The sequence below is a fragment of the Streptomyces sp. NPDC102360 genome (assembly GCF_044766085.1).
Taxonomy (GTDB): Bacteria; Actinomycetota; Actinomycetes; order Streptomycetales; family Streptomycetaceae; genus Streptomyces.
Genome location: NZ_JBIWLG010000001.1, coordinates 58,898 through 84,702 on the forward strand (window position 1 = coordinate 58,898; position 25,805 = coordinate 84,702).

At 72.5% G+C, this 25,805-nt stretch carries 23 protein-coding genes and 1 pseudogene; 13 read left to right on the top strand and 11 right to left on the bottom strand.

Features of this window, described 5'->3' with window-relative positions; all coding sequences use genetic code 11:
• The first annotated feature begins 6 nt into the window (after positions 1-6).
• On the top strand, positions 7-828 hold the full coding sequence (locus tag ACIRHA_RS00275) for a class I SAM-dependent methyltransferase (RefSeq protein ID WP_403838192.1): 822 nt from the start codon (positions 7-9) through the stop codon (positions 826-828).
• A 16-nt stretch (positions 829-844) separates the two neighbouring features.
• Here the strand turns inward: ACIRHA_RS00275 and ACIRHA_RS00280 are convergent, their stop codons facing one another.
• Entirely contained in the window at positions 845-964 is a 120-nt protein-coding gene (locus ACIRHA_RS00280) for a hypothetical protein (protein WP_403838193.1), read from the bottom strand.
• A 410-nt stretch (positions 965-1,374) separates the two neighbouring features.
• Here ACIRHA_RS00280 and ACIRHA_RS00285 point away from each other — a divergent pair, with 410 nt between their 5' ends.
• The 3 genes from ACIRHA_RS00285 to ACIRHA_RS00295 all read left to right on the top strand — a co-directional run bounded on the left by ACIRHA_RS00285 (position 1,375) and on the right by ACIRHA_RS00295 (position 3,577).
• Positions 1,375-2,349 carry a TauD/TfdA dioxygenase family protein gene (locus ACIRHA_RS00285; RefSeq protein ID WP_403838194.1) on the top strand — a complete coding sequence of 325 codons (975 nt, stop codon included), beginning with the start codon at positions 1,375-1,377 and terminating at the stop codon, positions 2,347-2,349.
• Positions 2,350-2,747: 398 nt separating this feature from the next.
• Positions 2,748-3,227, top strand: coding sequence for a hypothetical protein (locus ACIRHA_RS00290; RefSeq protein ID WP_403838196.1), 480 nt, complete (start codon positions 2,748-2,750; stop codon positions 3,225-3,227).
• Positions 3,224-3,577: a hypothetical protein gene (locus ACIRHA_RS00295; protein WP_403838197.1), complete on the top strand. Its 354-nt coding sequence runs from the start codon at positions 3,224-3,226 to the stop codon at positions 3,575-3,577. Before ACIRHA_RS00290 ends, ACIRHA_RS00295 begins: the two co-directional genes overlap by 4 nt.
• A gap of 16 nt (positions 3,578-3,593) precedes the next feature.
• Here the strand turns inward: ACIRHA_RS00295 and ACIRHA_RS00300 are convergent, their stop codons facing one another.
• The 3 genes from ACIRHA_RS00300 to ACIRHA_RS00310 form a co-directional block, all read right to left on the bottom strand.
• The gene (locus ACIRHA_RS00300) at positions 3,594-3,776 is read right to left on the bottom strand and encodes a hypothetical protein (protein ID WP_403838198.1); all 183 of its coding nucleotides are present in this window, start codon (positions 3,774-3,776) and stop codon (positions 3,594-3,596) included.
• Positions 3,777-4,146: 370 nt separating this feature from the next.
• Positions 4,147-4,554 carry a CoA-binding protein gene (locus ACIRHA_RS00305; protein WP_403838199.1) on the bottom strand — a complete coding sequence of 136 codons (408 nt, stop codon included), beginning with the start codon at positions 4,552-4,554 and terminating at the stop codon, positions 4,147-4,149.
• A gap of 74 nt (positions 4,555-4,628) precedes the next feature.
• On the bottom strand, positions 4,629-6,599 hold the full coding sequence (locus tag ACIRHA_RS00310) for an amino acid transporter (protein WP_403838200.1): 1,971 nt from the start codon (positions 6,597-6,599) through the stop codon (positions 4,629-4,631).
• 125 nt (positions 6,600-6,724) lie between these two features.
• On the opposite strand from ACIRHA_RS00310, the gene ACIRHA_RS00315 reads away from it, so the two are divergent.
• The 3 genes from ACIRHA_RS00315 (at position 6,725) to ACIRHA_RS00325 (ending at position 11,830) form a co-directional block, all read left to right on the top strand.
• Entirely contained in the window at positions 6,725-7,345 is a 621-nt protein-coding gene (locus tag ACIRHA_RS00315) for a YigZ family protein (RefSeq protein WP_403838201.1), read from the top strand.
• A gap of 160 nt (positions 7,346-7,505) precedes the next feature.
• On the top strand, positions 7,506-8,672 hold the full coding sequence (locus tag ACIRHA_RS00320; RefSeq protein WP_403838203.1) for an exonuclease SbcCD subunit D: 1,167 nt from the start codon (positions 7,506-7,508) through the stop codon (positions 8,670-8,672).
• Positions 8,669-11,830 carry an AAA family ATPase gene (locus ACIRHA_RS00325; protein ID WP_403838204.1) on the top strand — a complete coding sequence of 1,054 codons (3,162 nt, stop codon included), beginning with the start codon at positions 8,669-8,671 and terminating at the stop codon, positions 11,828-11,830. The genes ACIRHA_RS00320 and ACIRHA_RS00325 overlap by 4 nt, the downstream gene beginning before the upstream one ends.
• 12 nt (positions 11,831-11,842) lie before the next feature.
• On the opposite strand, the gene ACIRHA_RS00330 is transcribed toward ACIRHA_RS00325, so the two are convergent.
• Positions 11,843-12,310 carry an Lrp/AsnC family transcriptional regulator gene (locus ACIRHA_RS00330; RefSeq protein ID WP_403838206.1) on the bottom strand — a complete coding sequence of 156 codons (468 nt, stop codon included), beginning with the start codon at positions 12,308-12,310 and terminating at the stop codon, positions 11,843-11,845.
• A gap of 94 nt (positions 12,311-12,404) precedes the next feature.
• Between ACIRHA_RS00330 and ACIRHA_RS00335 the strand changes: the two genes are divergently transcribed.
• Positions 12,405-12,857: a rhodanese-like domain-containing protein gene (locus ACIRHA_RS00335; protein ID WP_403838208.1), complete on the top strand. Its 453-nt coding sequence runs from the start codon at positions 12,405-12,407 to the stop codon at positions 12,855-12,857.
• 183 nt (positions 12,858-13,040) lie between these two features.
• Entirely contained in the window at positions 13,041-13,886 is an 846-nt protein-coding gene (locus tag ACIRHA_RS00340; protein ID WP_403838210.1) for an SDR family oxidoreductase, read from the top strand.
• A gap of 19 nt (positions 13,887-13,905) precedes the next feature.
• Here the strand turns inward: ACIRHA_RS00340 and ACIRHA_RS00345 are convergent, their stop codons facing one another.
• Entirely contained in the window at positions 13,906-15,594 is a 1,689-nt protein-coding gene (locus ACIRHA_RS00345; RefSeq protein WP_403838212.1) for a DUF885 domain-containing protein, read from the bottom strand.
• A 20-nt stretch (positions 15,595-15,614) separates the two neighbouring features.
• The gene (locus ACIRHA_RS00350) at positions 15,615-16,112 is read right to left on the bottom strand and encodes an Lrp/AsnC family transcriptional regulator (RefSeq protein WP_403838214.1); all 498 of its coding nucleotides are present in this window, start codon (positions 16,110-16,112) and stop codon (positions 15,615-15,617) included.
• A gap of 60 nt (positions 16,113-16,172) precedes the next feature.
• Between ACIRHA_RS00350 and ACIRHA_RS00355 the strand changes: the two genes are divergently transcribed.
• Positions 16,173-17,435: a trans-sulfuration enzyme family protein gene (locus ACIRHA_RS00355; RefSeq protein ID WP_403838216.1), complete on the top strand. Its 1,263-nt coding sequence runs from the start codon at positions 16,173-16,175 to the stop codon at positions 17,433-17,435.
• Here the strand turns inward: ACIRHA_RS00355 and ACIRHA_RS00360 are convergent.
• From ACIRHA_RS00360 to ACIRHA_RS00370, 3 genes are all read right to left on the bottom strand, one after another.
• A complete protein-coding gene (locus ACIRHA_RS00360; protein WP_403838218.1) occupies positions 17,332-18,642 on the bottom strand; it encodes a GNAT family N-acetyltransferase in 1,311 nt (436 codons plus the stop codon). The genes ACIRHA_RS00355 and ACIRHA_RS00360 overlap by 104 nt on opposite strands.
• A 123-nt stretch (positions 18,643-18,765) precedes the next feature.
• Positions 18,766-20,346 carry an alkaline phosphatase D family protein gene (locus ACIRHA_RS00365; protein ID WP_403838219.1) on the bottom strand — a complete coding sequence of 527 codons (1,581 nt, stop codon included), beginning with the start codon at positions 20,344-20,346 and terminating at the stop codon, positions 18,766-18,768.
• A gap of 125 nt (positions 20,347-20,471) precedes the next feature.
• Positions 20,472-21,911, bottom strand: coding sequence for a PLP-dependent aminotransferase family protein (locus ACIRHA_RS00370; RefSeq protein ID WP_403838221.1), 1,440 nt, complete (start codon positions 21,909-21,911; stop codon positions 20,472-20,474).
• Positions 21,912-22,013: 102 nt separating this feature from the next.
• Here ACIRHA_RS00370 and ACIRHA_RS00375 point away from each other — a divergent pair.
• Positions 22,014-22,802, top strand: a pseudogene (locus ACIRHA_RS00375) (DMT family transporter); the annotation flags it as partial.
• 84 nt (positions 22,803-22,886) lie between these two features.
• Here the strand turns inward: ACIRHA_RS00375 and ACIRHA_RS00380 are convergent.
• Complete coding sequence (locus ACIRHA_RS00380; RefSeq protein ID WP_403838223.1) at positions 22,887-23,717, bottom strand: alpha/beta fold hydrolase; 831 nt, start codon at positions 23,715-23,717, stop codon at positions 22,887-22,889.
• Positions 23,718-23,911: 194 nt separating this feature from the next.
• Between ACIRHA_RS00380 and sigJ the strand changes: the two genes are divergently transcribed.
• Together sigJ and ACIRHA_RS00390 are read left to right on the top strand one after the other, a co-directional pair.
• Positions 23,912-24,805, top strand: coding sequence for an RNA polymerase sigma factor SigJ (gene sigJ / locus ACIRHA_RS00385; RefSeq protein ID WP_403838224.1), 894 nt, complete (start codon positions 23,912-23,914; stop codon positions 24,803-24,805).
• 235 nt (positions 24,806-25,040) lie between these two features.
• The gene (locus ACIRHA_RS00390) at positions 25,041-25,802 is read left to right on the top strand and encodes a GntR family transcriptional regulator (protein WP_403838226.1); all 762 of its coding nucleotides are present in this window, start codon (positions 25,041-25,043) and stop codon (positions 25,800-25,802) included.
• The last annotated feature ends 3 nt before the right edge of the window (positions 25,803-25,805 follow it).

Below are 25,805 nucleotides of genomic sequence, written 5' to 3' on the forward strand. Positions count from 1 at the left end.
CGGCAGGTGACCGACACCGAGCGTGAACGCCTGCGCGGCACCTTCACCCAGGACGCCGAACGCTACGACCGCGCCCGCCCCGGCTACCCGCCCCGCATGTTCGACGACCTCGCCGAGCACGCCGGGGCGGGTCCTGGGTGCCGTGTGCTGGAGCTCGGGTGCGGGACGGGGACGGCGACCGTGCCGCTGGCCGAGCGGGGGTGCCGGGTCGTCGGCGTGGAGTTGGGCGCGGAGCTCGCGGCGGTGGCCCGCCGCAATCTCCCCTCCGCCACCATCGAGGTGGCGGCCTTCGAGGACTGGCCGTTGCCGCCGGACCCCTTCGATCTCGTCCTCGCGGCGACCTCCTTCCACTGGATCGACCCCGCCGTCCGCATCGCCAAGAGCGCGGACGCGCTGCGCCCCGGCGGAACCCTCGCCACCGTCTCGACCCACCATGTCGCGGGCGGCACCGAGGACTTCTTCGCCGAGGTCCAGGAGTGCTACGAGCACTTCGACCCGACGACCCCGCCGGGCCTGCGCCTCACCCCGGCCGCCGACATCCCGTACGACAGCCAGGAAGCGCCGCACCGCAACGTCGAACAGGGCAACACGGCGCTCCCCGGTGCGGACCGCTTCGACCCGCCCGTCTTCCACCGCTACGAACGCGACGTCACCTACCGCACCGCGGACTACCTCGACCTGCTCGGCACCTACTCGGGCACCCTCGCCCTCGACCCGGCCGCCCGCGCGCGCCTGCTCGACTGCATCGGCACACTGATCGACACGCGCTACCGCGGCCGGGTCACCAAGCGCTACCTGACCGAACTCCGCCTCGCCACGCGCCGGTAGCGACCGACCGCGCCGCTCACGCGGCGGGCACGCGCGGCGCCGCCACCGGGACCGGCTCCGGCGCCGCCGCCAACAGGGCCTGCGCGTACGGGTCCTGGGGGCGTTCGCACACCTCGTCCGCGGGCCCCGTCTCCACGCAGAGCGGATCAGGGGGGGGGATGGGGCGTGTGCGCATGGCGGAGTACCTGTTCGTTTCGCTGCGGCGGAAAAGGGGCGGCCCGTACCGGCGGGTGGCGTACGGCAGCCGCGATCACGCGCTCGGCGGCGCGGACACGATCAGAGGTGGGGGTGACTCATCGGCGGCATGGACATCACCTTGCGGCACCCTCCTGAACAGTGGTTTCGATGACACCTCCGGGTCTGCGACGGGAAGTCCCGCCGGTCCAGCATGTGGGAGCACGTGTCACACGCATTGCAGGGTCGTGAAGCGATCCGGCGGAGCCTTGACCGGCTTTCGGGACGCCGCACATTCTCCTGTTCATGGCCGCGAGCGCCCCGCCTCGCTCCGACGGAAACCGCCCACCCGCCCAGTGAAGGGGTTCCTCCATGACGTCCACCGCACCCGCAGCGCCTGCCGCACCCACCGCGCCCGCCGTCACCGTCGAGAAGGTCGGTGGCCGGATCGGCGCCGTCGTCTCCGGGGTCCGGCTCGGCGGCGACCTGGACGAGGCCACCGTGGCCGCGGTCCGGGCCGCCATCGTGGAACACAAGGTCGTCTTCTTCCGCGACCAGGACCACCTCGACGCCGAGAGGCACGAGGCGTTCGCCCGCCTCCTCGGCACCCCGGTCGCCCACCCCACCGTCCCGTCCGTCGACGGCCGCTACGCGCTCGGCATCGACAACGAACACGGCGGGCGCGCCAACCAGTGGCACACCGACGTCACGTTCGTGCCCGCGTACCCCGCCTTCTCCATCCTGCGCGCCGAGGTCGTCCCGCCGTACGGCGGCAACACCCTGTGGTCCAACACGGCGGCCGCGTACGCCGAACTCCCGGAGCCCGTACGGGTGTTGGCCGAAAGCCTGCGCGGTGTGCACACCAACGACTACGACTACGCCGCCGCCCGCCCGGAGGCCCCGTCCGAGGCGCTGCAACAGCACCGCAAGGTGTTCACGTCGACCAAGTTCCAGACCGAGCACCCGGTCGTGCGCGTGCACCCGGAGAGCGGCGAACGCACCCTGATCCTCGGCAACTTCCTGCAGAAGCTCACCGGGTTCAACGCCCGCGACTCGCGCGCCCTGATCGGCATCCTCCAGTCGCACGTCGAGCGGCCGGAGAACACGGTCCGCTGGCAGTGGCGCGCCGGCGACGTCGCCATCTGGGACAACCGGGCCACCCAGCACTACGGCGTGGACGATTCCGACGCCCACACGCGCACCCTGCGCCGCGTCACCATCGACGGCGACGTCCCGGTCGGCGTGGACGGCCGCCGCTCGACACTTCTGGCCCCCACGTCGGTCCCGGAACCCGAATACGGCATCGCCTCCGGCGCCTCCACGGACGGGGAGTTCGCGCAGCCGTAAGGGCCCCCGCTCCCGGGGCTCCGCCCCGGACCCCGCGCCTCAATCGCCGGCGGGGCTTGAAATACCAATCCCGCCGGCGATCGGCCCATCAAGCCCCTGCGGCGATTGAGCAGCGGGGTCCGGGGCGGAGCCCCGTGAGCGGAGGACGGGTGGCCGCGCCGGGTCAGTCGAGGCGCGGGATCTCGATGGCCGGGGAGCTGTGGATACAAGTACGCACGTTCCGTGGGCTCGCGGCGGGCTCGGCGGTGATTTGGCCGGTTTCGTGATCGCGGCCTCCGGTCTGCTGTGCTGCGGCTCCCTTTTGCCGCAGTGGTGCGTGCCTGGGCCGGGCCGGAGGTCCCATGGACGGCACGTGACATCAGCAGTACTGTTGATGTATGAATGCGACGGTTCCAGAGGTGCCCTTCACCGAGCTGCTGCGCAGCCCCGCCGGCACGGCCGAGCGGTTGCGAACGGTGCGGGCGGTGCGGCTGCGGCGGCGGGACGCGGACGATCTCTTTCTGATGCGTGCGGATCGCATGCACGGTGAGGCGGAGGTGGTGGACTTCACCGCCACGCTGCTGACGGCGATGCTTGTCGACACCGAGGGTGGGATGGCGGCCATAAGGCGCGCCCTGCCCCGGGTGCTGCCATGGTTGCGGTTCCTGCCGGATGGCTCGGCTGAGGAGATGCTGGGCGAGCTGACCGAGGTTGCGACGGCCAGCCGGGATCTGGACACCATGGTGCCGATCGCGCAGGTCCTCACCGAGTGGCGACACACCGCGGAGATCTACGCCGACCCGGATCTGCTCGCCGAGCTCACCCGCGAGCGGGGCGGTGACGCCGGTCCGGTTCCCTTGCCTGCGGCCGCGGGACCGGCCGAGGACGACGAGCGGTGAGTCCGCGTCGGGGTGATCGGGCGGCCCCGCCGCCCTCGGACGCCGAGTGGGTCCTGCGGTTCGAGAACAACGACGCCGCCGCGGGGTGGGAGATCCTCTGCAAGCAGGCGCCCGGTAACGCAAGAACGGCGTGGTACGCCCTGACTGCTGCCCCGCGGCCGCTGCCCGCCACTCCTCGGCATCACCGGCTGAAGCGGGACTTGGCCACGGTCCGTTACAAGGGGGTGGCGCTCGAGCAGTGGCAGTACGAGATCACGGGCTCGGGGCGCATCTGGTATCTCGTCGACGACGAGCGTCGCACTTGTTGGATTACGTATGCCGGGCTTGCGCATCCCAAGAGGACGGACTGATCCCGTCGGGGCTCCGTCAGGGCGCGGGATGTTTCGGGGCGGGCGGAGGCGGCGGCCCGGATGGGAGTTTCACCTTGGACCAGCCGTCGCACGTCACCTGGTAGCGCTCACCGTCGTCGGCGTCCATGCGCGAGGTGAGGTGCACGTTCAGGTGGTCCTCATAAAGGGAGTAGTGGACGCCGCCCATCATGCCGAACACGGGGAAGAAGACGTGGACGTCGAGGCCCTCGGCCAGCGGAGTCAGCGGCGGCAGCAGGTGTTCGGTCTCCTTGAAACAGCCGCTCGCGCGTTCTCATAGCAGCGCGTGGAAGCGATGTTCCAGCTGCTCCTGCGGGGCGGGCAGGCGTCGTACCACGACCGGTTCCAGGAGTTCCAGCAAATGCCCGTGCCCCCGCTCCCGGGCGATGTCCACGGCCCTGCGCCCGTCGCGGGTGAGCTGCGTGCGCCAGGCGCCGTGCGCGATCAGTCGGGAGACGACGGCGAAGTGCGCTCCGTGCCAGGCTGCTTGGTGCAGTGGGGAGCTACGGGAACGACGATGCGTGCCCGCTGTCGCTCATCCAAAGCCCCCGCTAACGCAGGGAATTAAGTTCAATCGCCGGGCACTTGTCCATGACCATGTCCAGTCCCGCCCCGCGGACCCGCTCGTACGCCGCCTCGTCGACGACACCAAGCTGGAACCAGACGGCCTTCGCGCCGACGGCGGTCGCCTCCTCGGCGACGGCCCCCGCGAGCTCGCTGTTCACGAACACATCGACCACATCAACCGGGAACGGGATGTCCGCGAGCGAGGCGTACCCCGGCTCGCCGTGCACGGTCTCCGCCTTCGGGTGCACCGGCACGATCCGCTTGCCGAAGCGCTGCAGGACGCCGGCGACCCCGTAGGCGGCGCGGGACTGGTTCGAGGAGAGGCCGACCACCGCCCAGGTGTCCCCGGTCTCGGTGAGGATCTTGCGGACCGTGTCGTGATCGCCGTACATGGGACCTCCTGTGGGGCCGTGACTGGTATCCGTACGGGACAACTCCTCGCGCGGCGCGGGGATTCCGGGGCAGCTCAGCCCACGTGCACGCGCGGGCGGCGCTCCGGGTCGGGTTCGGCGCGGCGCAGCACTTCGCGGGTGACCGGGGCGACCTCGCCGTCGCCGAACACCAGGAAGCGCAGCAGGTGGCCGACGGGGTGGCCCTCGGTCCAGTTGAAGTAGGCGTGCGGGACGCTGCCGGTGCGGTCGCGCAGGTCCATGAGGACGGCGGCGGCCGTGTTGGGGACACCGGGGCCGCGCACCCGAAGGCGGCGCACACCGTGCTTCTCGTCGCCGTGGACGAGCAGGTCCTCGGTGAAGTCGGAGGAGTCCTGGATGAAGACCTCCAGGAACAGCACCCGGCCGTCGTCCGGCATGGGCGTGTCCTCGCGCTGGCAGTGCTCCTTGTCGCGGTACTCCGCGGTGGTGTGCTCCTGCGGCTCGTTCGCGATGATCCGCAGCGGGCCCCGCGCCGCCGCCTCGTCGATCAGCCGCAGGGCCGTCTCGTCGTACTGGACCGCGCCCGCGCGCAGTTCGAAGGCGCGGTGGACGCGGGAGGCGAAGGAGGTGATGAGGATCGCCGCGATGAAGATGATGGCGATCTTGATGCCGTCGGGGCGTTCCACGACGTTCGTGACCAGGGTGTAGGCGAAGACCGCCGTGATCGCGCCGAAGCCGATCGCCGACTTGCGGTGGCCGCGCCGGTGCACCGCGACCGTCGAGGCGAACGACGCGGAGAGCATCAGGACCAGCACGCCGGTCGCGTACGCGCCGGACTGGTCGTCGACGTTGGCGTTGAACCAGAGGGTGATGAAGACCGCCGCCGCCATGAAGACGAGGACCAGCGGGCGCACGGCCCGCGTCCACTCGGGCGCCATGCCGTAGCGGGGCAGATAGCGGGGGACCAGATTGAGCAGGCCCGCCATCGCGGAGGCGCCCGCGAACCACAGGATGGCGATCGTGGAGACGTCGTAGACCGTGCCGAAGCCCTCGCCCAGGTACGCGTGCGCGAGATACGCGAGCGCGCGCCCGTTCGCCGAGCCGCCGGACTCGAACTCGTGCTGCGGGATCAGGATCGTCGTGGCGAGGCTGGACAGGAGCAGAAAACAGCTCATGATCAGCGCGGCCGTCGTGAGCAGCTTGCGGGTGTCGCGGATGCGGCCCTTCGGCTTCGCGTACGTGTCCGTGGAGTCGCCCTGGACCTGCGGCATGACGGCGACGCCCGTCTCGAAGCCGGACATGCCGAGCGCCAGCTTCGGGAACACGAGCAGCGCGACGCCGATCATCATGAACGGTGAGGAGTGCTCGGCCGTCATCGCGTCCCACCAGTTGCCGATCTTGACCGGCTCGGTGAACACATGGGCGGCAGCCGTGACCAGCACGACGATGTTCAGCGTCAGATAGGCGCCCACGAGCACCACCGCGACCCGGATCGCCTCCCCGAACCCCTTGAGGAAGACCGCGCCGAGCGCCACGAGCAGTGCGAGCGTGATCCAGGTGTTCTCACCGTGCAGGCCGGAAGGCGCGAACGGGTTCTCGACGACGTGCGCGGCCGCGTCCGCCGCCGAGAGCGTCATCGTGATCATGAAGTCGGTGGCGGCGAAGCCGAGCAGCACGAGGACGAACAGCTTCCCCGCCCACCAGGGCAGGAGCCGCTCCAGCATCGCGATCGAACCCTCGCCGTGCGGCGACTCCTTCGCGACCCTGCGGTACACCGGCAGGGCGCCCAGCAGCGTGAGCGCGATGAGGACGAGCGTCGCCAGCGGCGACAGCAGTCCCGCCGCCAGCGCCGCGATGCCCGGCTGGTAGCCGAGCGTCGAGAAGTAGTCGACACCCGTCAGGCACATCACGCGCCACCACTTGTGGCCCTTGTGCTCCTCGGGGGCGTGCCCGTGCGGGCCCTGATGGCGGGCCGTCTGCTCGCTCAGCCCCTCCAACAGCCAGGAGCGGAAGCGGCTCGTGGAGGCTGCGGCGGCGGCAGGGCTCTCGGCCTGGGTGCCGGTCATGTGGCGGGTGCTTCCTGTCGGACGACTCGGGCGACTGTCTGGGACGACGAGCGAGTATCCATCACATCGTCACCTGTGCATCGGGCGGGGGCGAGTCCTGTACCACCTGCGCATACGCTGGACCGATGCAGGACGAGTACCGCACGGTGGCCCGCGAGGGCGTGCACGAGACAGAGATCAGCCGCTCCCGGTTCCTGTGCGCGCTCGCGCCCGCCGCGACCGAGGAGGAGGCCCAGGCCTTCGTCGCGCGCGTCCGAAAGGAACACCCGACGGCCAACCACAACTGCTACGCCTACGTCATCGGGGCCGACGCCTCCGTACAGAAGGCGAGCGACGACGGCGAGCCGGGCGGCACGGCGGGAGTGCCGATGCTGCAGATGCTCACCCGGCGCGACATGCGCTACGTCGTCGCCGTGGTCACCCGCTACTTCGGCGGCGTGAAGCTCGGCGCCGGCGGTCTCATCCGCGCCTACGGAGGCGCGGTGGGCGAGGCCCTCGACACGCTCGGCACGGTGACGCGCCGCCGCTTCCGCCTCGCCACCGTGACGGTCGACCACGCGCGCGCGGGCAAGACGGAGAACGACCTGCGGTCCACGGGCCGCGAGGTACGGGACGTGCGCTACGGCGCGGAGGTCACCATCGAGATCGCCCTCCCGGAATCGGACATCGCCCGCTTCCGCGGCTGGCTCGCGGACACGACGGCAGGCACGGCGGCCTTCGACCTGGGCGGAGAAGCGTACGGGTGACCAAATCAAGCCCCTGCGGCGGGTGACCACATCAAGCCCCTGCGGCGATTGAGCAGCGGGGTCCGGGGCAGCGCCCCGAGTCGTGTGGAACGACCACCGCAACAGGTCACCCGGGCGTAACCCCCCGCCATGTCAGACCCACCCGTTAGCCTCGTGCAACATGAGGCTCCTGCACACATCCGACTGGCACCTGGGCCGCTCGTTCCACCGCGTGAACATGCTCGACGCCCAGTCCACATTCATCGCCCACCTCGTCGACACCGCCCGCGAGCGCAGCGTCGACGCCGTGGTCGTGTCGGGTGACGTGTACGACCGGGCGGTGCCGCCCCTGGCCGCCGTGGAGCTGTACGACGACGCGCTGCACCGCCTCGCCGAGCTCGGCGTGCCCACCGTGATGATCTCCGGGAACCACGACTCGGCCCGCCGCCTCGGCGTCGGCGCGGGCCTCATCGGCCGGGCCGGCATCCATCTGCGTACGGAACCGTCCCGTTGCGGGGAGCCGATCGTGCTGCCGGACGCGCACGGCGACGTCGCGTTCTACGGACTTCCCTACCTCGAACCGGCCCTGGTGAAGGACGAGTTCGGGGTGGCGAGGGCCGGGCACGAACAGGTGCTCGCCGCCGCCATGGAGCGCGTGCGGGCCGACCTCGCCGCGCGCCCGGCGGGCACCAGATCCGTCGTTCTCGCGCACGCCTTCGTGACCGGGGGTGCGCCCAGCGACAGCGAGCGGGACATCACGGTGGGCGGCGTCTCGGCCGTCCCGTCCGGCGTCTTCGACGGCGCGGACTACGTGGCGCTCGGACACCTGCACGGCAGCCAGGTCATCAGCGACCGGGTCCGCTACTCCGGCTCCCCGCTGCCGTACTCGTTCTCGGAGGCCGACCACCGCAAGAGCATGTGGCTGATCGACCTCGACGCCGAGGGCGCGGTCACCGCCGAGCGCCTCGACTGCCCGGTGCCGCGCCCGCTGGTCCGCCTGCGCGGTGACCTCGACGACCTCCTCGATGCCCCGGACCTCGACCGCCACGAGGAATCGTGGGTGGAGGCGACGCTCACGGACGCGATCCGGCCGGACGACCCGATGGCCCGCCTCTGCGAGCGTTTCCCGCACACCCTCAGCCTGCTCTTCGACCCGCGCCGCACGGACGACGAGGAGCTGGACGCCAGCTACGCCGAGCGCCTCAAGGGGCGTGACGACCACGAGATCGCGGAGGACTTCGTGACCCACGTCCGGGGCGCAGGGCCCGACGAGAGCGAGCGGGTGGTGCTACGGGCAGCGTTCGACGCCGTACGCGCGGACGACGTGGTGCGCGAGGTGGCCAGGTGAGGCTGCACACACTCACGATCACGGCGTTCGGCCCCTTCGGCGCCACGCAGAAGGTCGACTTCGACGATCTGTCGGCGGCGGGACTCTTCCTCCTGCACGGTCCGACCGGCGCGGGCAAGACCTCCGTCCTCGACGCGGTCTGCTACGCGCTGTACGGCTCCGTGCCCGGCGCCCGGCAGGGCGGCAGCGGCCAGGGCCAGAACCTGCGCAGCGACCACGCAGAGGCGGGCGTGCGCACGGAGGTCACCCTCGACCTGACCGTCGCGGGCCGCCGCCTGGAGATCACCCGGCAGCCGCCCCACCTCCGTCCCAAGAAGCGCGGCACCGGATTCACGACGGAGAAGGCGCAGAGCTGGCTGCGCGAGTACGACGCCGTGGCGGCGAAGTGGAAGGACCTCAGCCGCTCCCACCAGGAGATCGGCGAGGAAATCACGCAGCTGCTCGGCATGAGCAAGGACCAGTTCTGCCAGGTGGTCCTCCTCCCGCAGGGCGACTTCGCGCGATTCCTGCGGGCCGACGCCGAGGCCCGTGGCAAGCTGCTCGGCCGGCTCTTCGACACGCACCGGTTCGCTGCCGTGGAGCAGCGGCTGGCGGAGGACCGCAAGGGCGCTCAGAAGCAAGTGGCCGCCGGTGACTCGGAGTTGCTGGCCGACGCCCACCGTATGCAGCAGGCGGCGGGGGACGTCGTGGAGCTGGAGCCGGTCTACGCGACGCCGGGCGACCCCGGTATCGCGGACTCCGTCCTGGCCTGGGCGGCCACGGCCCGCTCGACCGCGCGCGAACACTTCACGCACGCCCATCTCGCCCTGGACGCGGCCGAGTCGGCGCGGATCTCGGCGCAGCACGACCTGTCCGACGTGACGGAGACCCACCGCCTGCAACTCCGCTCCGCGCAGGCCCGCGAGCGGGCGGCGGCCCTGGAGGAGCGGGCCGGGGAACACCGGGCCCTCCAGGACCGGATGGACCGGGCCCGCAAGGCGGCGACGGTGGAGCCGGCGTTGGCCCTGCGGGCGGAGGCGGAGACGGACCACCGGGAGGCACTGGACCAGGACCGCCGGGCACGAGAGGAGCTGCGGGCCACGTGGCCGCCGCGGCCCGCCGGTCGCACGACACCCGACCCCGGATCCGGGACGGCCCACGGTGCGCGGGCCGTGGGCCGTGGCTCCGGGACCGAGGCACCGTGCGCAGCGGACGAGGCCGTGGGCAGCCCCGGCCCCGACCACCTCACCCACGACATTCCCGCCTCGCCGGAAGCGCTCGCCGAAGCCGCCCGGCGTGTCGCTCAGGAACTCGGTGGGCTCGACGCGGCGCGGCGCGCCGAGCGGCGGCTCGCCGGGCTCACGCGGGAGCGCGCCGACCTCGACCGCGAGGAGCGCGCCGACGTCGACCTGCTCGCCGACACGGAAGGCTGGCTCGACGGCTGGGACGCCCGGCGGGCCGGCCTCCAGGCCCGGGTCGACGAGGCGCAGGAGGCCGCCACCCGCGCCGAACACCTCGCGGGGCAACTCGAACCGGCCCGCAAGCAGGCCCGCGCCGCCGTCGAACGCGACCGGCTCACCGGGCGCGCCGAAGCCGCCGAAGCCGAGGCGCTGCGCGCCCGCGAGCAGGCGGCGACCGCGCACGAGCACTGGCTCGGCCTGAAGGAGCAGCGACTGCGCGACGTCGCCGCCGAACTCGCCGAGGCGCTCGTCGACGGCGAACCCTGCACCGTGTGCGGCGCGAGCGAACACCCCGCGCCCATGCGGAAGTCCGAGGGGCACGTCGACCGGGCCGCCGAGGAGTCCGCGCTCGCCGCCTACCGCACCGCCGACGAGCGCCGCACCCGGGCCGAGCGCGCCCTGGGTGACGTACGGGAGGAGTTGGCGGCGGCGAAGGCCGCGGCAGGGGAGGCGCCCGCAGCGCAACTCGCCGAGGCCGCCCGCGATTTGGCGGAGCGACACGCCGAGACGCACGCCCTCGCGGCCACCGCGCACCGGGCCCGCGAGGCCCTCGACCACGCCGACGGTGAGCGCGACCGCCGCCTCGCAGTCCGTCAGGAGGCCGCGCAGCGCACCGCCGCCCGCACCTCGCTGCGTGACGCTTTGGATCGTGAACAGGCGGGCCTTGAGCGGGAGTTGGTGGAGGCGCGCGGCGCGGCCGAGAGCGTCGAGGCGCGCGCGGAGCAGTTGGAGCGGCAAGGTGTGCTGCTCACCGGGGCGGCCGAGGCGGCCCGCGCCGTCGAGGACACGGCGCGGCGCCTCAAGGAATCCGACGCGCGACTCGCCGACGCGGCGTTCCGGGCCGGGTTCGACACGCCGGAGGCCGCGGCCGCCGCGCTGCTCGACGACGACCGGCACCGCGAGCTCCAGCACCGCCTGGACGCCCGGCAGTCGGAGGAGGCGGCCGTACGCGCGGTACTCGCCGAGGAGGACACCGCAGAGGCCGCCCGGAGACCTGTGGCCGACGTCGACGCGGCCCGGACCGCCGCGCAGGCCGCCGACGCGCGCGTGCGGACGGCCGGATCGGCGCGCGACGCGGCCCAGCGGCGTTGCGCCGAACTCGACCGGCTCTCGCGCCGCGTCGCCACCGAGGCCCGGCGTCTCGGCCCGCTGCGCGAGACGTACGACCGGGTGGCCCGCCTCGCGTCCCTCGCGGCCGGCACCGCCGCCGACAATGAGCGCAAGATGCGCCTGGAGTCGTACGTACTGGCCGCCCGTCTGGAGCAGGTGGCGGCCGCCGCGACCGCCCGCCTGCGCCGCATGTCGTCGGGCCGCTACACCCTCGTGCACTCCGACTCCCTTGCCGGGCGCGGCCGTTCGGGCCTCGGCCTGCACGTCGTCGACGCGTGGACGGGCCGCGAGCGCGACACGGCGACGCTCTCCGGCGGCGAGACCTTCTTCGCCTCGCTGGCCCTGGCGCTCGGCCTCGCGGACGTCGTCACGGACGAGGCGGGCGGTGTCCGCCTCGACACGCTCTTCATCGACGAGGGGTTCGGCAGCCTCGACGACCAGACGCTCGACGAGGTGCTCGACGTCCTCGACTCCCTGCGCGAGCGGGACCGCAGCGTCGGCATCGTGAGCCACGTCGGCGATCTGCGCCGCCGCGTGCACGCGCAGTTGGAGGTCGTGAAGGGGCGAGAGGGGTCGGTGGTGCGCCAGCTCGGGGTCCAGCAGGCCTGACCCGCAAGGGAGTCAGTGCCCGATCGCGCGTCTCGGCAGCGGCGACGAGTACACGACACTCGTCGTCACCGAGCCCAGCGTGCCGATCCTGCCGGAGACCTCCTCCAGGTGTTTCATGGAGCGCGCCGCGACCTTGATGACAAAGCAGTCGTCGCCGGTGACGTGGTGCGCCTCCAGGATCTCCGGTGTCACCTCGACGAGGTCGTGGAACGGCTTGTAGTTCCCGTTCGGGTAGCGGAGGCGGACGAAGGCCAGGATCGGCAGGCCGAGCCGTTCCGGTACGACCACCGCCGTGTAGCCGGCGATCACTCCCGCCTCCTCCAGCCTGCGCACCCGCTCGGTCACGGCGCTGGCCGACATGGACACGGCCCGCGCCAGCTCCGCGTAGCCGGCGCGGCCTTCGCGCTGGAGGACCTGGAGGATGCGCCAGTCGGTGGCGTCGGGGACGTACGGGGAGGCGGGTGTGGAATCGGCGGTCATTCTTGAGAGATAGCAGGGGAATTCCCGGCGGGGCAAGGTATTTGCCGGGGATCGTGCCTTCAGGTGGTGGGTCGGCGACCGTAGATTTTTGGTCATGACCACCACCACGTACGCCTCGCCGTCCGCCGCTGCCGCCTACTTCGGTGCGAGCCTCGCCTTCCACGCCGACGTGTCGGACGTCGCCGCGGCGCTCGCCACCGGCGGCGAACCCGGGTTCGTCCTGATCGACTCCCGGTCCACGGAGTCGTGGGACCAGGGGCACGTCCCCGGCGCGCTGCACCTGCCGACCGCGCTGATCGCCGAGCAGGCGGAGCGGCTGCTCGACACGTCCGTGCCGGTGGTCACGTACTGCTGGGGGCCGGGCTGCAACGGCGCGACCCGGGCAGCCCACGCCCTGGCTCAACTCGGCTTCCAGGTCAAGGAGATGCTCGGCGGGTTCGAGTACTGGGTGCGGGAGGGCTTCGCGTACGAGACGTGGGAGGGGCCTGCGCGTCGGGCTGCCGATCCGCTGACCGTCCCGCTCGACACGGAGGCCTGCGGCTGCTGACCCGTTCCTGTTTCGGCCGACCGTCCTCAGGCCACGGGGCTCCGCCCCGGACCCCGCTGCTCAATCGCCGCAGGGGCTTGAATGATCGGCACCACGGTGCGGCGCAACGTAAACGGTCGGCCCCCGCCCCGCCCCGCCGGAATCCGCGTGCGTCGCCGCGCCGGCCCCGGCATGATGCGCAGCATGCCGAGACTCCCTCACCCCACCCCCGCCGAACTCCGTCGCGACCCCCTCCCGCTGCGTGGGCGTACCGCGCTGGTCACCGGTGCCAGCCGGCGCGGTGGGATCGGGTTCGCCGTGGCCCGGCGGCTCGCCGCGTACGGGGCGAGCGTGTATCTGCACCACCACGTGGCGCACGACGAGGCGATGCCCTGGGGCGGCGACCGGCCCGCCGACGTGGCCGACGCCGTGCGAGAGGTGTGCGGCGCGGCGGACGCCGTCGTCGCGCACGGGCCGGCGGATCTGACCGAACCCGGCGCCCCCGCGCGCCTGGTCCAGGACGCCGCCGAAGCGTTCGGTGGGCGCCTCGACATCGTCGTCGCCAACCACGCCCTCAGCGGCACCGACGGCACGCTCGACACCATCGACGCCGCCATGCTGGACGCCCATTGGGCCGTCGACGCCCGCTCCGTCCTCCTGCTCGTCCAGGCCTTCGCCCGGCACAGGACCGCCTACGAAGGCGTGCCCGGAGGCCGTGTCGTCATGATGACCTCCGGGCAGGACATCGCCGACGGGATGCCCGGCGAGATCGCGTACGCCCTGCAGAAGGGGGCACTCGCGTCGATCACCCGCTCGCTCGCGACCGCCCTCGCCCCGCAGTTCGTGACCGTGAACACCGTCAACCCGGGCCCCGTGGACACGGACTACCTGGACGGCGAGGTCTACGAATCCATCGCCGAACTGTTTCCCGCCAAGCGGTGGGGGATGCCCGACGACCCGGCGCGGCTCATCTCATGGCTGGCCACGGACGAGGCCGCGTGGATCACCGGGCAGGTCATCGACTCGGAGGGCGGTTTCCGCAGAAGCTGAGGGCAGCTGAGGGAATCCCTCAGAGCTTCGACAGCTCGTCCACCAGGTCGTCGAGGCCGAGCGATCCCTGCGAAAGCGCCGCCATGTGCCACGCCTTCGCGTCGAAGGCGTCCCCGTGCGCGGCCTGCGCGCCCGCGCGGCCCAGCAGCCACGCCCGCTCGCCCAGCTTGTAGCCGATCGCCTGGCCCGGAATCGACAGGTACCGGGTCAGCTCGCTCTCCACGAAGTCCGCGGGCCGGCTGCTGTGCGCGCCGAAGAACTCCTGCGCGAGCTCCGGTGTCCAGCGCTCGCCGGGGTGGAACGGCGAGTCCGCGGGGATGTCGAGTTCCAGGTGCATGCCGATGTCGACGATGACCCGGCAGGCCCGCATCATCTGCGCGTCCAGATAGCCGATCCGGGTCTCCGCGTCCGTGAGGAAGCCCAGCTCGTCCATCAGCCGCTCCGCGTACAGCGCCCAGCCCTCCGCGTTCGCGGAGACGATGCCGAGCGTCGCCTGGTACCGGGACAGATCACCGGCTACGTGCGCCCACTGGGCGAGCTGGAGGTGGTGGCCGGGGACGCCCTCGTGGTACCAGGTGGTCACCAAGTCGTAGGCGGGGAACCGGGTCTGCCCCATCGCGGGCAGCCACGTACGCCCCGGGCGCGAGAAGTCCTCCGACGGCGGAGTGTAGTAGGGGGCTGCGGCGTTGCCGGGCGGTGCGATGCAGGACTCCACTTCCCGTACCCGCTCCGCGAGGTCGAAGTGCGTGCCGTTGAGCGCGCCGATGGCGTCGTCCATCAGCTTCTGCAACCACTGCCGCACCTCCTCGACGCCCTCGATGTGCCGCCCGTGCTCGTCGAGGTGCGCGAGCGCCACCCACGGGGTCGCGGCGCCCGGCAGGATCTTCTCGGCCTCCGTACGCATCTCGGCGAGCAGCCGGTGGAACTCGCTCCAGCCGTACGCGTACGCCTCGTCCAGGTCGAGGTCCGCGCCGTTGTAGTAGCGCGACCAGCGCGCGTAGCGCTCGCGGCCCACCACGTTCGGCGCGCCCTCGACGGCGGGCGCGTACACGTCCCGCATCCAGTCGCGCAGTTCGACGGTCGCGGCGTCCGCCGTGCGCGCCGCGGACGTCAGCTCCGCACGCAGCGCCTCAGGGCCCGCGGCCGCGAAATCCTCGAACCAGCCCTGCCATTCGTCGAGTTGGCCGATGAACGTCTCCGTCGGCCGCGGCGCCGCGTGCAGCTTGCGGTCCAGGCCGAGCGCGAGTGTCTCCCGGTAGCCGGCGAACGCCGCGGGCACCGCGCGCAGCCGCTCGGCGATCGCCGCCCAGTCCTCGTCGGTGTCGGTCGGGGTGACCGTGAACACCTCGCGCGCGTTGTGGATCGGCGAGCCGAGGTTCGAGACCTCGCGCAGGTGCTCGTCCGCCTCGTGCACCGCGAGCGCGGCGGTCAGACGCTCGCGCAGCAGCCGGGCGCAGCGCCGCTCGACGTCGCTGTCGGCGCCGGGTGCGCGCTCCGCCTCGTCGAGCCTCGCGAGCGTCTCCCGCGCGAGGTCCGCGACGGCGGTGAGGCCGGCGGGGGACAGATCGGGCAGCTTGCTGTGGGCCTCCCGCACGCCCAGGAAGGTGCCCTCCACGGGGTCGAGGGCGACCATCGCGTCGACGTAGGCATCGGCGATCTGCCGGGGCAGCGGGGCAGTGGAGGGATGAGAGTTCGCGGTGTGTGGCATGCGACACATCCTCGTACGGGTCAGGGGGCCGCGTCACCAAGATTCGCCGCGGGCGGAAGCAGCGGACCGCACTCCCACTGCTGGAAGATCAACCGGGTCTCGACGCGCGCCACTTCGGAGCGCGCCGTGAACGAGTCGAGCACGAGGCGCTGCAGATCCGCCATGTCGCGCACGGCGACGTGCACCAAGTAGTCGTCGGGCCCGGTCAGATGGAACACCGTGCGGGCCTCGGGCAGGGCGCGGACCCGCTCCACGAAAGGCCCGACGAGCTCCCTGCGGTGCGGACGTACCTGCACCGAAAGCAGCGCCTCCAGGCCGCGGCCCAGCTTGGCCGGGTCGAGCCGCAGCACGTGCCCGAGGATCACGCCGGAGCGCCGCAGCCGGTTCACCCGGTCAAGACACGTGGAGGGCGCGACGCCGACCTGCGCCGCCAGATCCCGGTACGTGGCGCGGGCGTCGTTCTGCAACAGTCGCAGTATGTCCAGGTCGACCGGATCAAGTACGACGGAATCGGTCATCCGCCGAACGTAGCACGGGAGTTGAACCATGATCCCCGCCCATTGTTCAGGATGCCGACCATGGATACGCACTGGGACATGAGCGGTGCCCGCACCCGGGCCTTCGCCACCGAAGCCGTGCACGCGGGCCGCGACGACCTCGCCGCGCTCGGCCTGCACGCCCCGCCCCTCGACCTGTCCACCACCTACCCGTCCGCCGACACCCGCGGCGAGGCCGCCCGCATCGACGCGTTCGCCGCCGACGGGGCCCTCGACGACGGGCCGCCCGTCTACGGCCGCCTCGGCAACCCGACCGTCGCCCGCTTCGAGACCGCCCTCGCGCGCCTCGAAGGCACGGACAGCGCGGTCGCGTTCGCGAGCGGTATGGCGGCGCTGACGGCCGTGCTCCTCGTACGTCTCGGGGCGGGCCTGCGCCATGTCGTCGCGGTCCGCCCGCTGTACGGGTGCAGCGACCACCTGCTGACCGCGGGCGCGCTCGGCTCCGAGGTGACGTGGGTCGACCCGGCGGGGATCGCCGACGCGATACGGCCCGACACCGGCCTCGTCATGGTGGAATCGCCCGCCAACCCGACGCTCGCGGAGGTCGATCTGGCGGCCGTCGCGCACGCCTGCGGCTCGGTGCCGCTGCTCGTCGACAACACGTTCGCGACACCCGTGCTGCAACGGCCCGCCGAGAGCGGCGCCCGGCTGGTCCTGCACAGCGCCACGAAGTACATCGGCGGACACGGCGACGTGCTCGGTGGTGTGGTGGCCTGCGACGAGGCGTTCGCGCGTGAGCTGCGCAAGGTGCGGTTCGCGACCGGCGGAGTGCTGCACCCGCTCGCCGGCTATCTGCTGCTGCGGGGCCTGTCCACCCTCCCCGTACGCGTGCGTGCCGCGTCCGCGACGGCCGCGGAGCTCGTCCGGCGGCTCGCCGCGGACCCGCGCGTCACCCGCGTCCACTACCCGCGGATCGGCGGCGCCATGGTCGCCTTCGAGGTCGCGGGCGACCCGCACGCGGTGACCGCCGGAGTCGAACTGATCACCCCGGCCGTCAGCCTCGGCAGCGTCGACTCGCTGATCCAGCACCCGGCCTCGATCAGCCACCGCGTGGTCGCCGCCGACGACCGCAGAGCGGCGGGCGTCGGCGACCGGCTGCTGCGGCTCTCGGTCGGCCTGGAGGACGTCGAGGACCTGTGGGCGGACCTCGATCGGGCGCTGGGCGCGGGCGAGCCCGAACTCAGTGCTGCTCGGCCCGCTCGTACCCGTCCTCGTACGCGTACGGAAGCTCATTCGCGTACGGAAGCAGGGACGCCGCCGGTACCGCATCGAGCCGGGCGGTGATCACCAGGGTGCCCTCCTCGATCTGGTAGTCGAGGGGCAGGCCGAGGCCGCGCATCGCCGCGACCATGCCCGTGTTGGCCGACTGCGTCACCGCGTACACGCTGGAGCAGCCCGCCTCGATCGCCATCGCGACCAGGCGGCCGAGGAGTTCGGCGCCGATGCCGCGGCGCTGCCAGTCGTCCTCCACGAGCAGCGCGACCTCGGTCTCGTCGCCGTCCCACAGCAGATGGCCGAGGGCCACTATCCGCCCAGAGGCGGTCTGTGCGGCGAGGGTGCGGCCGTGGCGCGGGCTGAGCAGGTGGGTCAGATAGCGGTCCGCGTCGGCGACGGGCCCGTGGTAACGGCGGGCCAACGTGGCCTGCGAGCACCGCTCGTGCATCGCCCTCGACGGGGCGAGGTCGCCGCTGTCGGCGCGCCGCACGGTGATGTCGTTGCCCTCGGGCAGCGTCAGGACGTCCTCGCCGTTCGGCACCCGCGGGCCGAGCCGGGTGTCCAGCTCCACGAGGGCGCGGGCGCGTGCGAACTCGGTGGGTGTGAACGGCAGATACGGCCGTTCCACCGCGATGACCCCGCCCTCCGGGGTGCGAAGCCGCAGCACGGTGTCGTCGAAGCCGCCCTCGACCGGCGTATCGCCGGACGCGGCGGCCGCCTTCGCCGGGAGCGACCTGATCGTGCAGCGCCCCAGCAACTGGCGCAGTGCGAGCGGGAGTTCGGCGGCGTCGAGCGCCGTGCGGGTGGCGAGGCCGAGGATGCGGGTCGGGGCGTCCACCAGGTCGTGGGTGTCCGCCCGCTCGATCCAGGTGTCGGCGCCGCCCGCGCCCGCGACGAGCCCGGCCAGCGCGCCCGAGGTCAGCTCCTCGGGCGCGCGCAGCAGGAACTCGTCCACCGTGCCCTCGGCCAGCGGGTGCGTCTGCAGGCTCAGGATGTCGACCCGCTGGTGGGCGAGGACCGTGCACAGCGCGGCCAGCGAACCCGGCTCGTCCCGCACGGTCGTGCGCATCCGCCACAGCGTGCTGCTCGCCGGGTCGAGCGGCCCGGCCGCGGCCTCCGAGTCCGTGGAGGCGGGCGGCCGGGCGCCGGTATCCGCCGTGGGTGGCGCGTGCTCCCTGCGTTCTGTCCTGAGCATGCGGAACCCGGCGGTGGCCGCGGCGAGCAGGGCCGCGGCGCAGCAGAGGACAACAGCGACAACTTGCGTCTCGTTACTCATGCGTCCACTGTGCAGGACCGGTGTTGCGTGATCACAAACGCTTTGTGACCGACGGGTTAAGCGTGCTTATGTCTGTTTTTGGGTGCTGGGTGGCCGAGGTCACTGCCGAGGTGATTGCCGGGGTCACTGCCCCACCCGCCCCGGCTGCAACGTCTGCGAGAACAGCACGTCGCCGCCCTCCTGCCGCAGCCGTACGGTGAGTTCCCCGCTGCCGCCGTCGATCTCGACCTCGCCGAAGTACGGCGGGGTCTCGGCGGGCGAGGTGTTGTTCCGGTCCGGCGCCTTGACGAAGGCCTGCCGCGGGCCGAACGTCCCGTCCAGCTTCAGCGCCTTGAACCCGCCTGCCGCGAGCGGCCCCGACACGAACTCCCAGAACGGCTCGAAGTCCTTGAACGCGGCGTTCGACGGCTCGTAGTGCTGCGCCGACGTGTAGTGCACATCGGTCGTCAGCCACAGGGTGCCGGTGATCCGCTCGTGCTTGATGTGCCGCAGCAGCTCGGCGAGCTGGAGTTCGCGCCCGAGTGGCGCGCCGGGGTCGCCCTGCGCCACCGCCTCGAAGTTCGTGCCGTCCGGGACGACGAGGCCCAGCGGCATGTCGGAGGCGATCACCTTCCACACGGCGCGCGAGCGCGACAGCTCCCGCTTCAGCCACGCGAGCTGCTCGGCGCCGAGGATCCCGGTCGGGTCCTCGGTCTGCCGCCCCGGCGAGTTGGCGTTCCGGTACGTCCGCATGTCGAGCACGAACACGTCGAGCAGGGGCCCCTGCCGCAGCACCCGGTACACGCGGCCGTCCGCGTCGCCCGGTGGCAGCGTCGAGACGGGGAAGTACTCACTGAAGGCGCGCAGCGAGCGGGCCGACAGCACATCGACGTTCTTCTCGGTGTAGCGGTCGTCGCTGAGGATCTGTCCCGGATACCAGTTGTTGTGCACCTCGTGGTCGTCCCACTGCGTGACCGTGGGGATCTGGGCGTTGAAGCGGCGCAGGTTCTCGTCGAGCAGGTTGTAGCGGAACGCGCCGCGGAACTCGCCGAGCGTCTCCGCGACCTTGGACTTCTCCTCGGTGGTCACATTGCGCCACACGCGCCCGTCCGGCAGCGTCACGCTGGGCAGGATCGGGCCGTCGGCGTAGATGTTGTCGCCGCTGCACAGGAAGAAGTCCGGGTCGAGGGCGCGCATGTCCTCGTACACGCGGTAGCCGCCGCGGTCCGGGTTGATGCCCCAGCCCTGTCCGGCGATGTCCCCGGACCACAGGAACTTCACCCCGTCCCGGCGTGACACGGACGCCGTACGGAAGGTCCCCTCGACGGGCTCGCCGGTGCGCCGCGGGTCGTCCGGGTCGGCGAGCCGCACGCGGTAGTGGATCTGCTCGCCGGGCGGCAGACCGCGCAGCCGGGTCGTCCCGGTGAAGTCCGTGTCGGGGCCGATCAGCGGCCCCCGCCATCTGGTGACGTTCTTGAACGAGTCGGTGGCCGACGTCTCCACGACCATCCGCGCGGGCCGGTCGGAGCGCACCCACACGAGGCCCGAGTGCGCGCCCACGTCACCGGCCTGGACGCCCCAGCCGGCCTTCGGGCGCCCGGACAGCGCGAACGCGGGCGCGGCGGCCCCGCCGATCGCCGGAAGGGCCAGCGCCGCGGACGTGGCGAGCGCGCCGCGCAGCACGCCGCGGCGGCCGGGCTGAGGAGTTTGTGGACGATCTGACATGGACGCCTCCGGTGACGGTCTCGACGACAGCACGGTGCCATGGCCTGCGCGCGGCGCCGTGCTGCCACTCCTACTGGGGCGCCACGGCCCACACGCGAACCCCAAGTGAACAACTGCCCCCACCATCAAGGGAACCTGGCGCGCAGGGCGGCGTGCGCCAAGAGGCGTACCCCTTCGGTGATACGGGCCGGGGACAGATGCGCGTAGCCGATCACCAGGGACACGCCGTCGCCCGCGGCGCCTCCGTAGTGGCCGAGTGGGCGGACGGACACTCCGGCGGACGCGCAGCGGTCGATGAGTTCCTGGTGCGGGCCGTGGCGGGCCGGGAGCGTGGCGATGGCGTGCAGGCCCGCCGCGATGCCGGAGACCTCGGTGCCGGGCAGGTGCTCGTGCAGCGCCGTCACCAGGGCGTCGCGGCGTTCCCTGTACGCGCGTTGGCAGCGGCGCAGCTGGCGGTCGTAATCGCCGCGCTCGACGAAACGGGCGAGCACCGCCTGGTCGAGCGCCGGGTTGCCGAGGTCCATGTAGCGCTTGCGCGCGACGACGTCGTCGGTCAGCGCGTCCGGCACGATCAGCCAACCGAGCCGCAGTCCCGGCGCCAGCGACTTGCTCACCGATCCGGTGTACGCGACGTGCTCGGGGTCGAGCCCCTGCAGCGCGCCCACAGGCGCGCGGTCGTAGCGGAAGTCCCCGTCGTAGTCGTCCTCCACGATCAGGCCGCCCACCCGTCGCGCCCAGGAAAGGAGTTGAGTCCTGCGGCGCGCCGAGTACGCGATGCCCGAAGGGAAGTGGTGCGACGGGGTGGTGACCGCCGTGCGGACCCCGGACTCCCGAAGCGCCTCCATGACGAGCCCCTCGCCGTCCATCGGCAGGCGCACCGCCCGTGACCCCACGGTCGCGAACAGGTCCTCGTACTGCGGGCTGCCCGGGCTCTCCACGCCGATGTCGTGCTGTCCGCGTGCGCGGAGCACGATGCCGAGCAGCGTCACCGCCTGCGTCACCCCGGAACACACGATGATCCGCTCCGGGTCCGCCACCACTCCGCGCCGCCGGGTGAGCAGTTCGGCGAGGGCCGTACGCAGGCGGGGGAGGCCGCGCGGGTCCGGGTAGCCGAGGGTGTGGTGCGGAAGGTCGGCCAGGACCGCCCGCTGCGCCGCCGACCACGCCGCACGCGGGAACAGCGACAGGTCGGGGGAGCCTGCCACGAAGTCGGCCCGTACGCCGGTCGGCGGGCGCGGCGCCAGGTCGCTCGCGCCCGGCGCGGCCGCCCGCGCCGCCTCCCCCACCCAGGTCCCTGACCCCCGCCCGGCGCGCAGGTACCCCTCGGCGGTCAGCTGCTCGTACGCCTCCGTGACCAGGCCCCGCGACACCCCGAGGTCCCGCGCCAGATCCCGGCTCGACGGCAGCCGGGTGCCGGACGCGAGCCGCCCCGAACGCACCGCGTCCCGAAGCGCGGACTGAAGAGCGCGACCACGCGCGCGTGCGGGAGCGGACGACGCGGGAAGCAGCAACTCCCAGGAGGGGGAGGCGGGTTCGCGGTCCCCAGGGGCAGGCGGCTGTGTCATACCGGGACCCTACGGCGGACCCGGGTGTCCGTGATTGGTCCCCGATACGGCTGTACGAATGGACCTCGTGGCGGACCACCCACCCTTCCTAACGTCGCCTCCATGAACGCCATTTCTCTTCGAGGCTCCCTGCTCGCCACGTTCGCCTGCGTCCTCGTGGGCGGCTCCTTCACCGCCAACAGCGTCCTGGGCCACTACCCGTACGCCGGCGGCCAGTTCCTCCGTTACGCCGTCGCGTTCCTGTTGCTTCTGCCGCTGGTCGGCCGCGGCGGCCTGCGCCCGCTGCGGAGGCTCGCGCCGCGCCAGTGGGCCCGGCTCGCGCTGCTCGCCGCCGTCGGCATGGTGGGCTTCAACCTCGCGGTCCTCGCCGCGGAACGCTCGGCCGAACCCGCGGTACCGGGCGTCTTCGTAGGATGCGCGCCCGTGGTGGTCGCCGTACTGGTGCCCCTGATGCGCGGGGCACGTCCGCAACGGGCCGTGCTGTACGGGGCGTCGCTCGTGGCGGCGGGGGCCTTCACGGTTCAGGGGTGGGGGCGTACGGACGTCGCCGGGATCGCCTTCTCCGTATGCGCCCTGTTGGGCGAGGTCGGCTTCGCGGTGCTCGCCGTGCCGGTGCTGCGCCCGCTCGGACCCCGGCTGCTGTCCTGCGTGGTGTGCGGAATCGCCGCACTGGAGGCGGCCGTCGTCGGGCTCGTCGTGGACGGCGGCTCCTGGCTGCGGATGCCCGACGGCGCCGAGTCCGCGGCCCTGGTGTGGCAGGCCGTCGTCGTCACGGTCGTCGGCTTCGTGTGCTGGTACATGGGCATGCAGCGGATCGGCGCCGAACGGGCCACGCTGTTCTCCGGGCTCATCCCCGTCGCCGCGGCCTGCACCGCGCCCCTGGTCGGCTCCGGGGCGTACGGCCTCGCACAGGGCGCGGGCAGCGCGCTCGTCGCCGCCGGGGTCGCCCTGGGCTCCGGTGTGTTCGCGCGGCGCTCAGCGGCTGCCGTCGAGGATGACCCGCGCGACGAGCGCCGGGTCGTCGTTCATCGGGACGTGCCCGCAGCCGGGAAGCTTGACCAGGCGGGCCTGCGGGATGACGTGCTTGGCGCGGACGCCCTGGCGGCGCACGAGGAGACGGTCCTTGGACCCCCATCCGATCGTGACCGGCAGCTCCTGGATGTCGTCCCGGAACAGCACCGAACGACCCGCCTCCAGCGTCTCGCGGAACCCGGTGGCCTCCCGCAGGGCGATCGTCTCCGCGACGACCGCCTCGGGTGAACGGCGGCCGGGGCGCGCGTAGATGGTGCTCGTGAGCGCGGCGCGCCCCGCGGCGGAGCGGGAGAGCCGCTCGATCACCGGCACGGGCATGGCTCGCGCGCCCGCCCGCATCGCGAGCAGCGTCCCGAAGGCGTAGCGCCGCTCGGCCCCGGTCCAGAATCCGGCGGGGGAGAGCGCCGTGACGGACCGCACGAGCTTCTCCCGGCCGAGGTCGAGGGCGAGCAGCCCGCCCAGCGAGTTCCCCGCCACATGCGGCCGCTCGACCCCGAGATGGCGGCAGAACGCGTCGAGGACGGGGACCACGCCGTCCAGGTCGTACCCGAGCCCGTCCGGCAGCGCGGGCGACTGCCCGAACCCCGGCAGATCCACCGCGATCACGTCCCGCTCCGCCGCGAGGATCGCCAGTACGGGCTGCCAGGCCTCCCAGTGGTGACCTATCCCGTGCAGCAGAAGCAGCGGTTCACCGGTGCCCCTGCGCTCGTACGTGAGGCGTACGGTGCGGGGCCCGCCGGCGCTCTCGATGCTGAAGGACGCCTCTGTCGCCATGTCGCTCGCTCCCTGTCCCCGCCACACCGCGACGGTCTCCTTAGACTCCTTGTCAGCAACAATTACCGCTCAGTAGCTCGCAGTTCAAGGGGCTCGGCCGAAGAGGCTCAGCCGAAGAGACACGGCCGAGGCGTCGTGGCTGAAGCGGCAGGCGCCCGCTGGACAGCGCCCGACGCGTCCTATGGGATGGGTGGGTGGCCGCCGATACAGAGATCGATACCGAGATCGATGACTTCGAAGAGCACCGCTCCGTCCTGATGGGCGTGGCCTACCGCATGCTGGGCCGCGTCGCCGACGCGGAGGACGTGGTGCAGGACGCCTGGCTGCGCTGGTCCCGCGCGGACCGGGCCGAGGTCCGCGAACCGCGCGCCTACTTGGTACGTGTCACGACCCGGCTCGCCATCGACCGGCTGCGCCAGGCCCAGGCGCGCCGCGAGTCCTACGTGGGGCCGTGGCTGCCCGAGCCGCTCGTCACCGACTTCGGGCCCACGGTGCCCGACACCGCGGAGCAGGCCGTGCTCGCCGACTCCGTGTCGCTCGCGGTGCTCGTCGTCCTGGAGTCCCTCTCGCCGCTGGAGCGCGCGGTGTTCGTGCTGCGGGAGGCCTTCGGCCTGACCTACGCGGAGATCGCCGGCACGCTGGAGCGCGGCGAGGCCGCCGTGCGGCAACTCGCCGTACGCGCGCGTAAGCACGTGGACGAGCGTCGGCCCCGCTTCGACGTCGACCCGGTCCAGCAGCGCGACCTCACCGAGCGCTTCCTGACCGCCGCGTCCGAGGGCGACCTCGACGGGCTGATGGCCATGCTCGCCCCGGACGCCCGGCTCGTGGGCGACAGCGGCGGCAAGGCGAAGGCGCCGCTGCGGGTCATCGAGACCGCCGACAAGGTGGGCCGGTTCGTGCAGGGCGCCGTGCGGCAAGGGGGCGCCGAGGGCTTCGAGCTCCGCATCGTGGAGTTCAACGGCGCCCTCGGTGTGCTCGTCACCGGGAACGGAAAGCCGGACGCCGTCATCCAACTCGGCCTGCGCGAGGGCCGGATCCAGGAGATCTACATCGTGCGCAACCCGGACAAGCTCGGCTCGCTCGAGTAGCTCGGACCCCGGACACCGCGCTCCAGGCCCGCTCCCGTCGACTCCTGTCGCACATACGGGGGCGGGCCTTCCGCGTTCCGCCACGCACCGCCGCGTTCCGCCACGTGAGAACCCGGCGACGATTGGTATTGACCAAGTTCCGAGAACGGTCCTACTCTCGCAGGGATAAGGCAGGAACCTTTAATAAACAAGGGCGATAAAAAGCTGCCAGGGCACGGCTGTTGCGGAGGACAGGGTGGGGACCACGCAGTTGGAAGCGGCTCCGGAGCCGAAGTACTGGCACCTGAAGACCGTGCTCACCGATGCTCTCGACTCCGAGTTCGCGGTGGGCGAGATCCTGCCGAACGAGCGGGACCTCGCGGCCCGCTTCGGTGTCGCCCGCGCCACTCTCCGCCAGGCCCTTGAGCAGCTGGAGCTGGAAGGCCGGCTGCAGCGCCGCCGCGGCGTCGGCACCACGGTCGCGCCGCCCCGCATGGGCGTCGCCGTCGCGTCGAACGACCGGGACTGGCCCGGTGGCAGCGCGGACGCGTGGCAGGCCGTCGACGCCACGGTCGAGGTGCCGCCGAGCGCCGTCGCCGCGGCCCTGGAGACCGCGCCGGGCACCGAGGCGCACGTCCTGCGCCGCACGCGGGTCTCGCACGGCCAGCCGGTCGCGGCCGAGCTGCTGTACGTCCCCGTGGGCTCGGCCCCCGACCTGGCGGCCGTCGACGCCGTGTCCGGCGCGGCACGCGCGCGTGCGGTCGTGCGGGAGCTGCAGCGTCTCGGCCTGGACGGGGAGGACCGCGCGGTCGAGCTGGGCTCGGCGCGCGCCGACGACGCGAAGGAACTCGACCGGCTGCCCGGCGCCCCGGTCCTCGTCGTCACGACCCGCTACTTCAGCCGCGGCACGACCGCCGCCGTCTCGGTGGCCACCTACCGCGCGGACACCTGCCGCCTCACCTTCGGCGACACAGCAGGCGTGGAAATCCACCACGCTCCCCAAACACGGGCATCCTGACGC

Bases quoted from the DNA above. Each gene is read 5' to 3' on its own strand.
- ACIRHA_RS00285 (WP_403838194.1), top strand. From the start codon at position 1,375: ATGACGTCCACCGCACCCGCAGCGCCTGCCGCACCCACCGCGCCCGCC.
- ACIRHA_RS00305 (WP_403838199.1), bottom strand. From the start codon at position 4,554: ATGTACGGCGATCACGACACGGTCCGCAAGATCCTCACCGAGACCGGG.
- ACIRHA_RS00310 (WP_403838200.1), bottom strand. From the start codon at position 6,599: ATGACCGGCACCCAGGCCGAGAGCCCTGCCGCCGCCGCAGCCTCCACG.
- ACIRHA_RS00315 (WP_403838201.1), top strand. From the start codon at position 6,725: ATGCAGGACGAGTACCGCACGGTGGCCCGCGAGGGCGTGCACGAGACA.
- ACIRHA_RS00320 (WP_403838203.1), top strand. From the start codon at position 7,506: ATGAGGCTCCTGCACACATCCGACTGGCACCTGGGCCGCTCGTTCCAC.
- ACIRHA_RS00330 (WP_403838206.1), bottom strand. From the start codon at position 12,310: ATGACCGCCGATTCCACACCCGCCTCCCCGTACGTCCCCGACGCCACC.
- ACIRHA_RS00335 (WP_403838208.1), top strand. From the start codon at position 12,405: ATGACCACCACCACGTACGCCTCGCCGTCCGCCGCTGCCGCCTACTTC.
- ACIRHA_RS00340 (WP_403838210.1), top strand. From the start codon at position 13,041: ATGCCGAGACTCCCTCACCCCACCCCCGCCGAACTCCGTCGCGACCCC.
- ACIRHA_RS00345 (WP_403838212.1), bottom strand. From the start codon at position 15,594: ATGCCACACACCGCGAACTCTCATCCCTCCACTGCCCCGCTGCCCCGG.
- ACIRHA_RS00350 (WP_403838214.1), bottom strand. From the start codon at position 16,112: ATGACCGATTCCGTCGTACTTGATCCGGTCGACCTGGACATACTGCGA.
- ACIRHA_RS00355 (WP_403838216.1), top strand. From the start codon at position 16,173: ATGGATACGCACTGGGACATGAGCGGTGCCCGCACCCGGGCCTTCGCC.
- ACIRHA_RS00360 (WP_403838218.1), bottom strand. From the start codon at position 18,642: ATGAGTAACGAGACGCAAGTTGTCGCTGTTGTCCTCTGCTGCGCCGCG.
- ACIRHA_RS00365 (WP_403838219.1), bottom strand. From the start codon at position 20,346: ATGTCAGATCGTCCACAAACTCCTCAGCCCGGCCGCCGCGGCGTGCTG.
- ACIRHA_RS00370 (WP_403838221.1), bottom strand. From the start codon at position 21,911: ATGACACAGCCGCCTGCCCCTGGGGACCGCGAACCCGCCTCCCCCTCC.
- ACIRHA_RS00380 (WP_403838223.1), bottom strand. From the start codon at position 23,717: ATGGCGACAGAGGCGTCCTTCAGCATCGAGAGCGCCGGCGGGCCCCGC.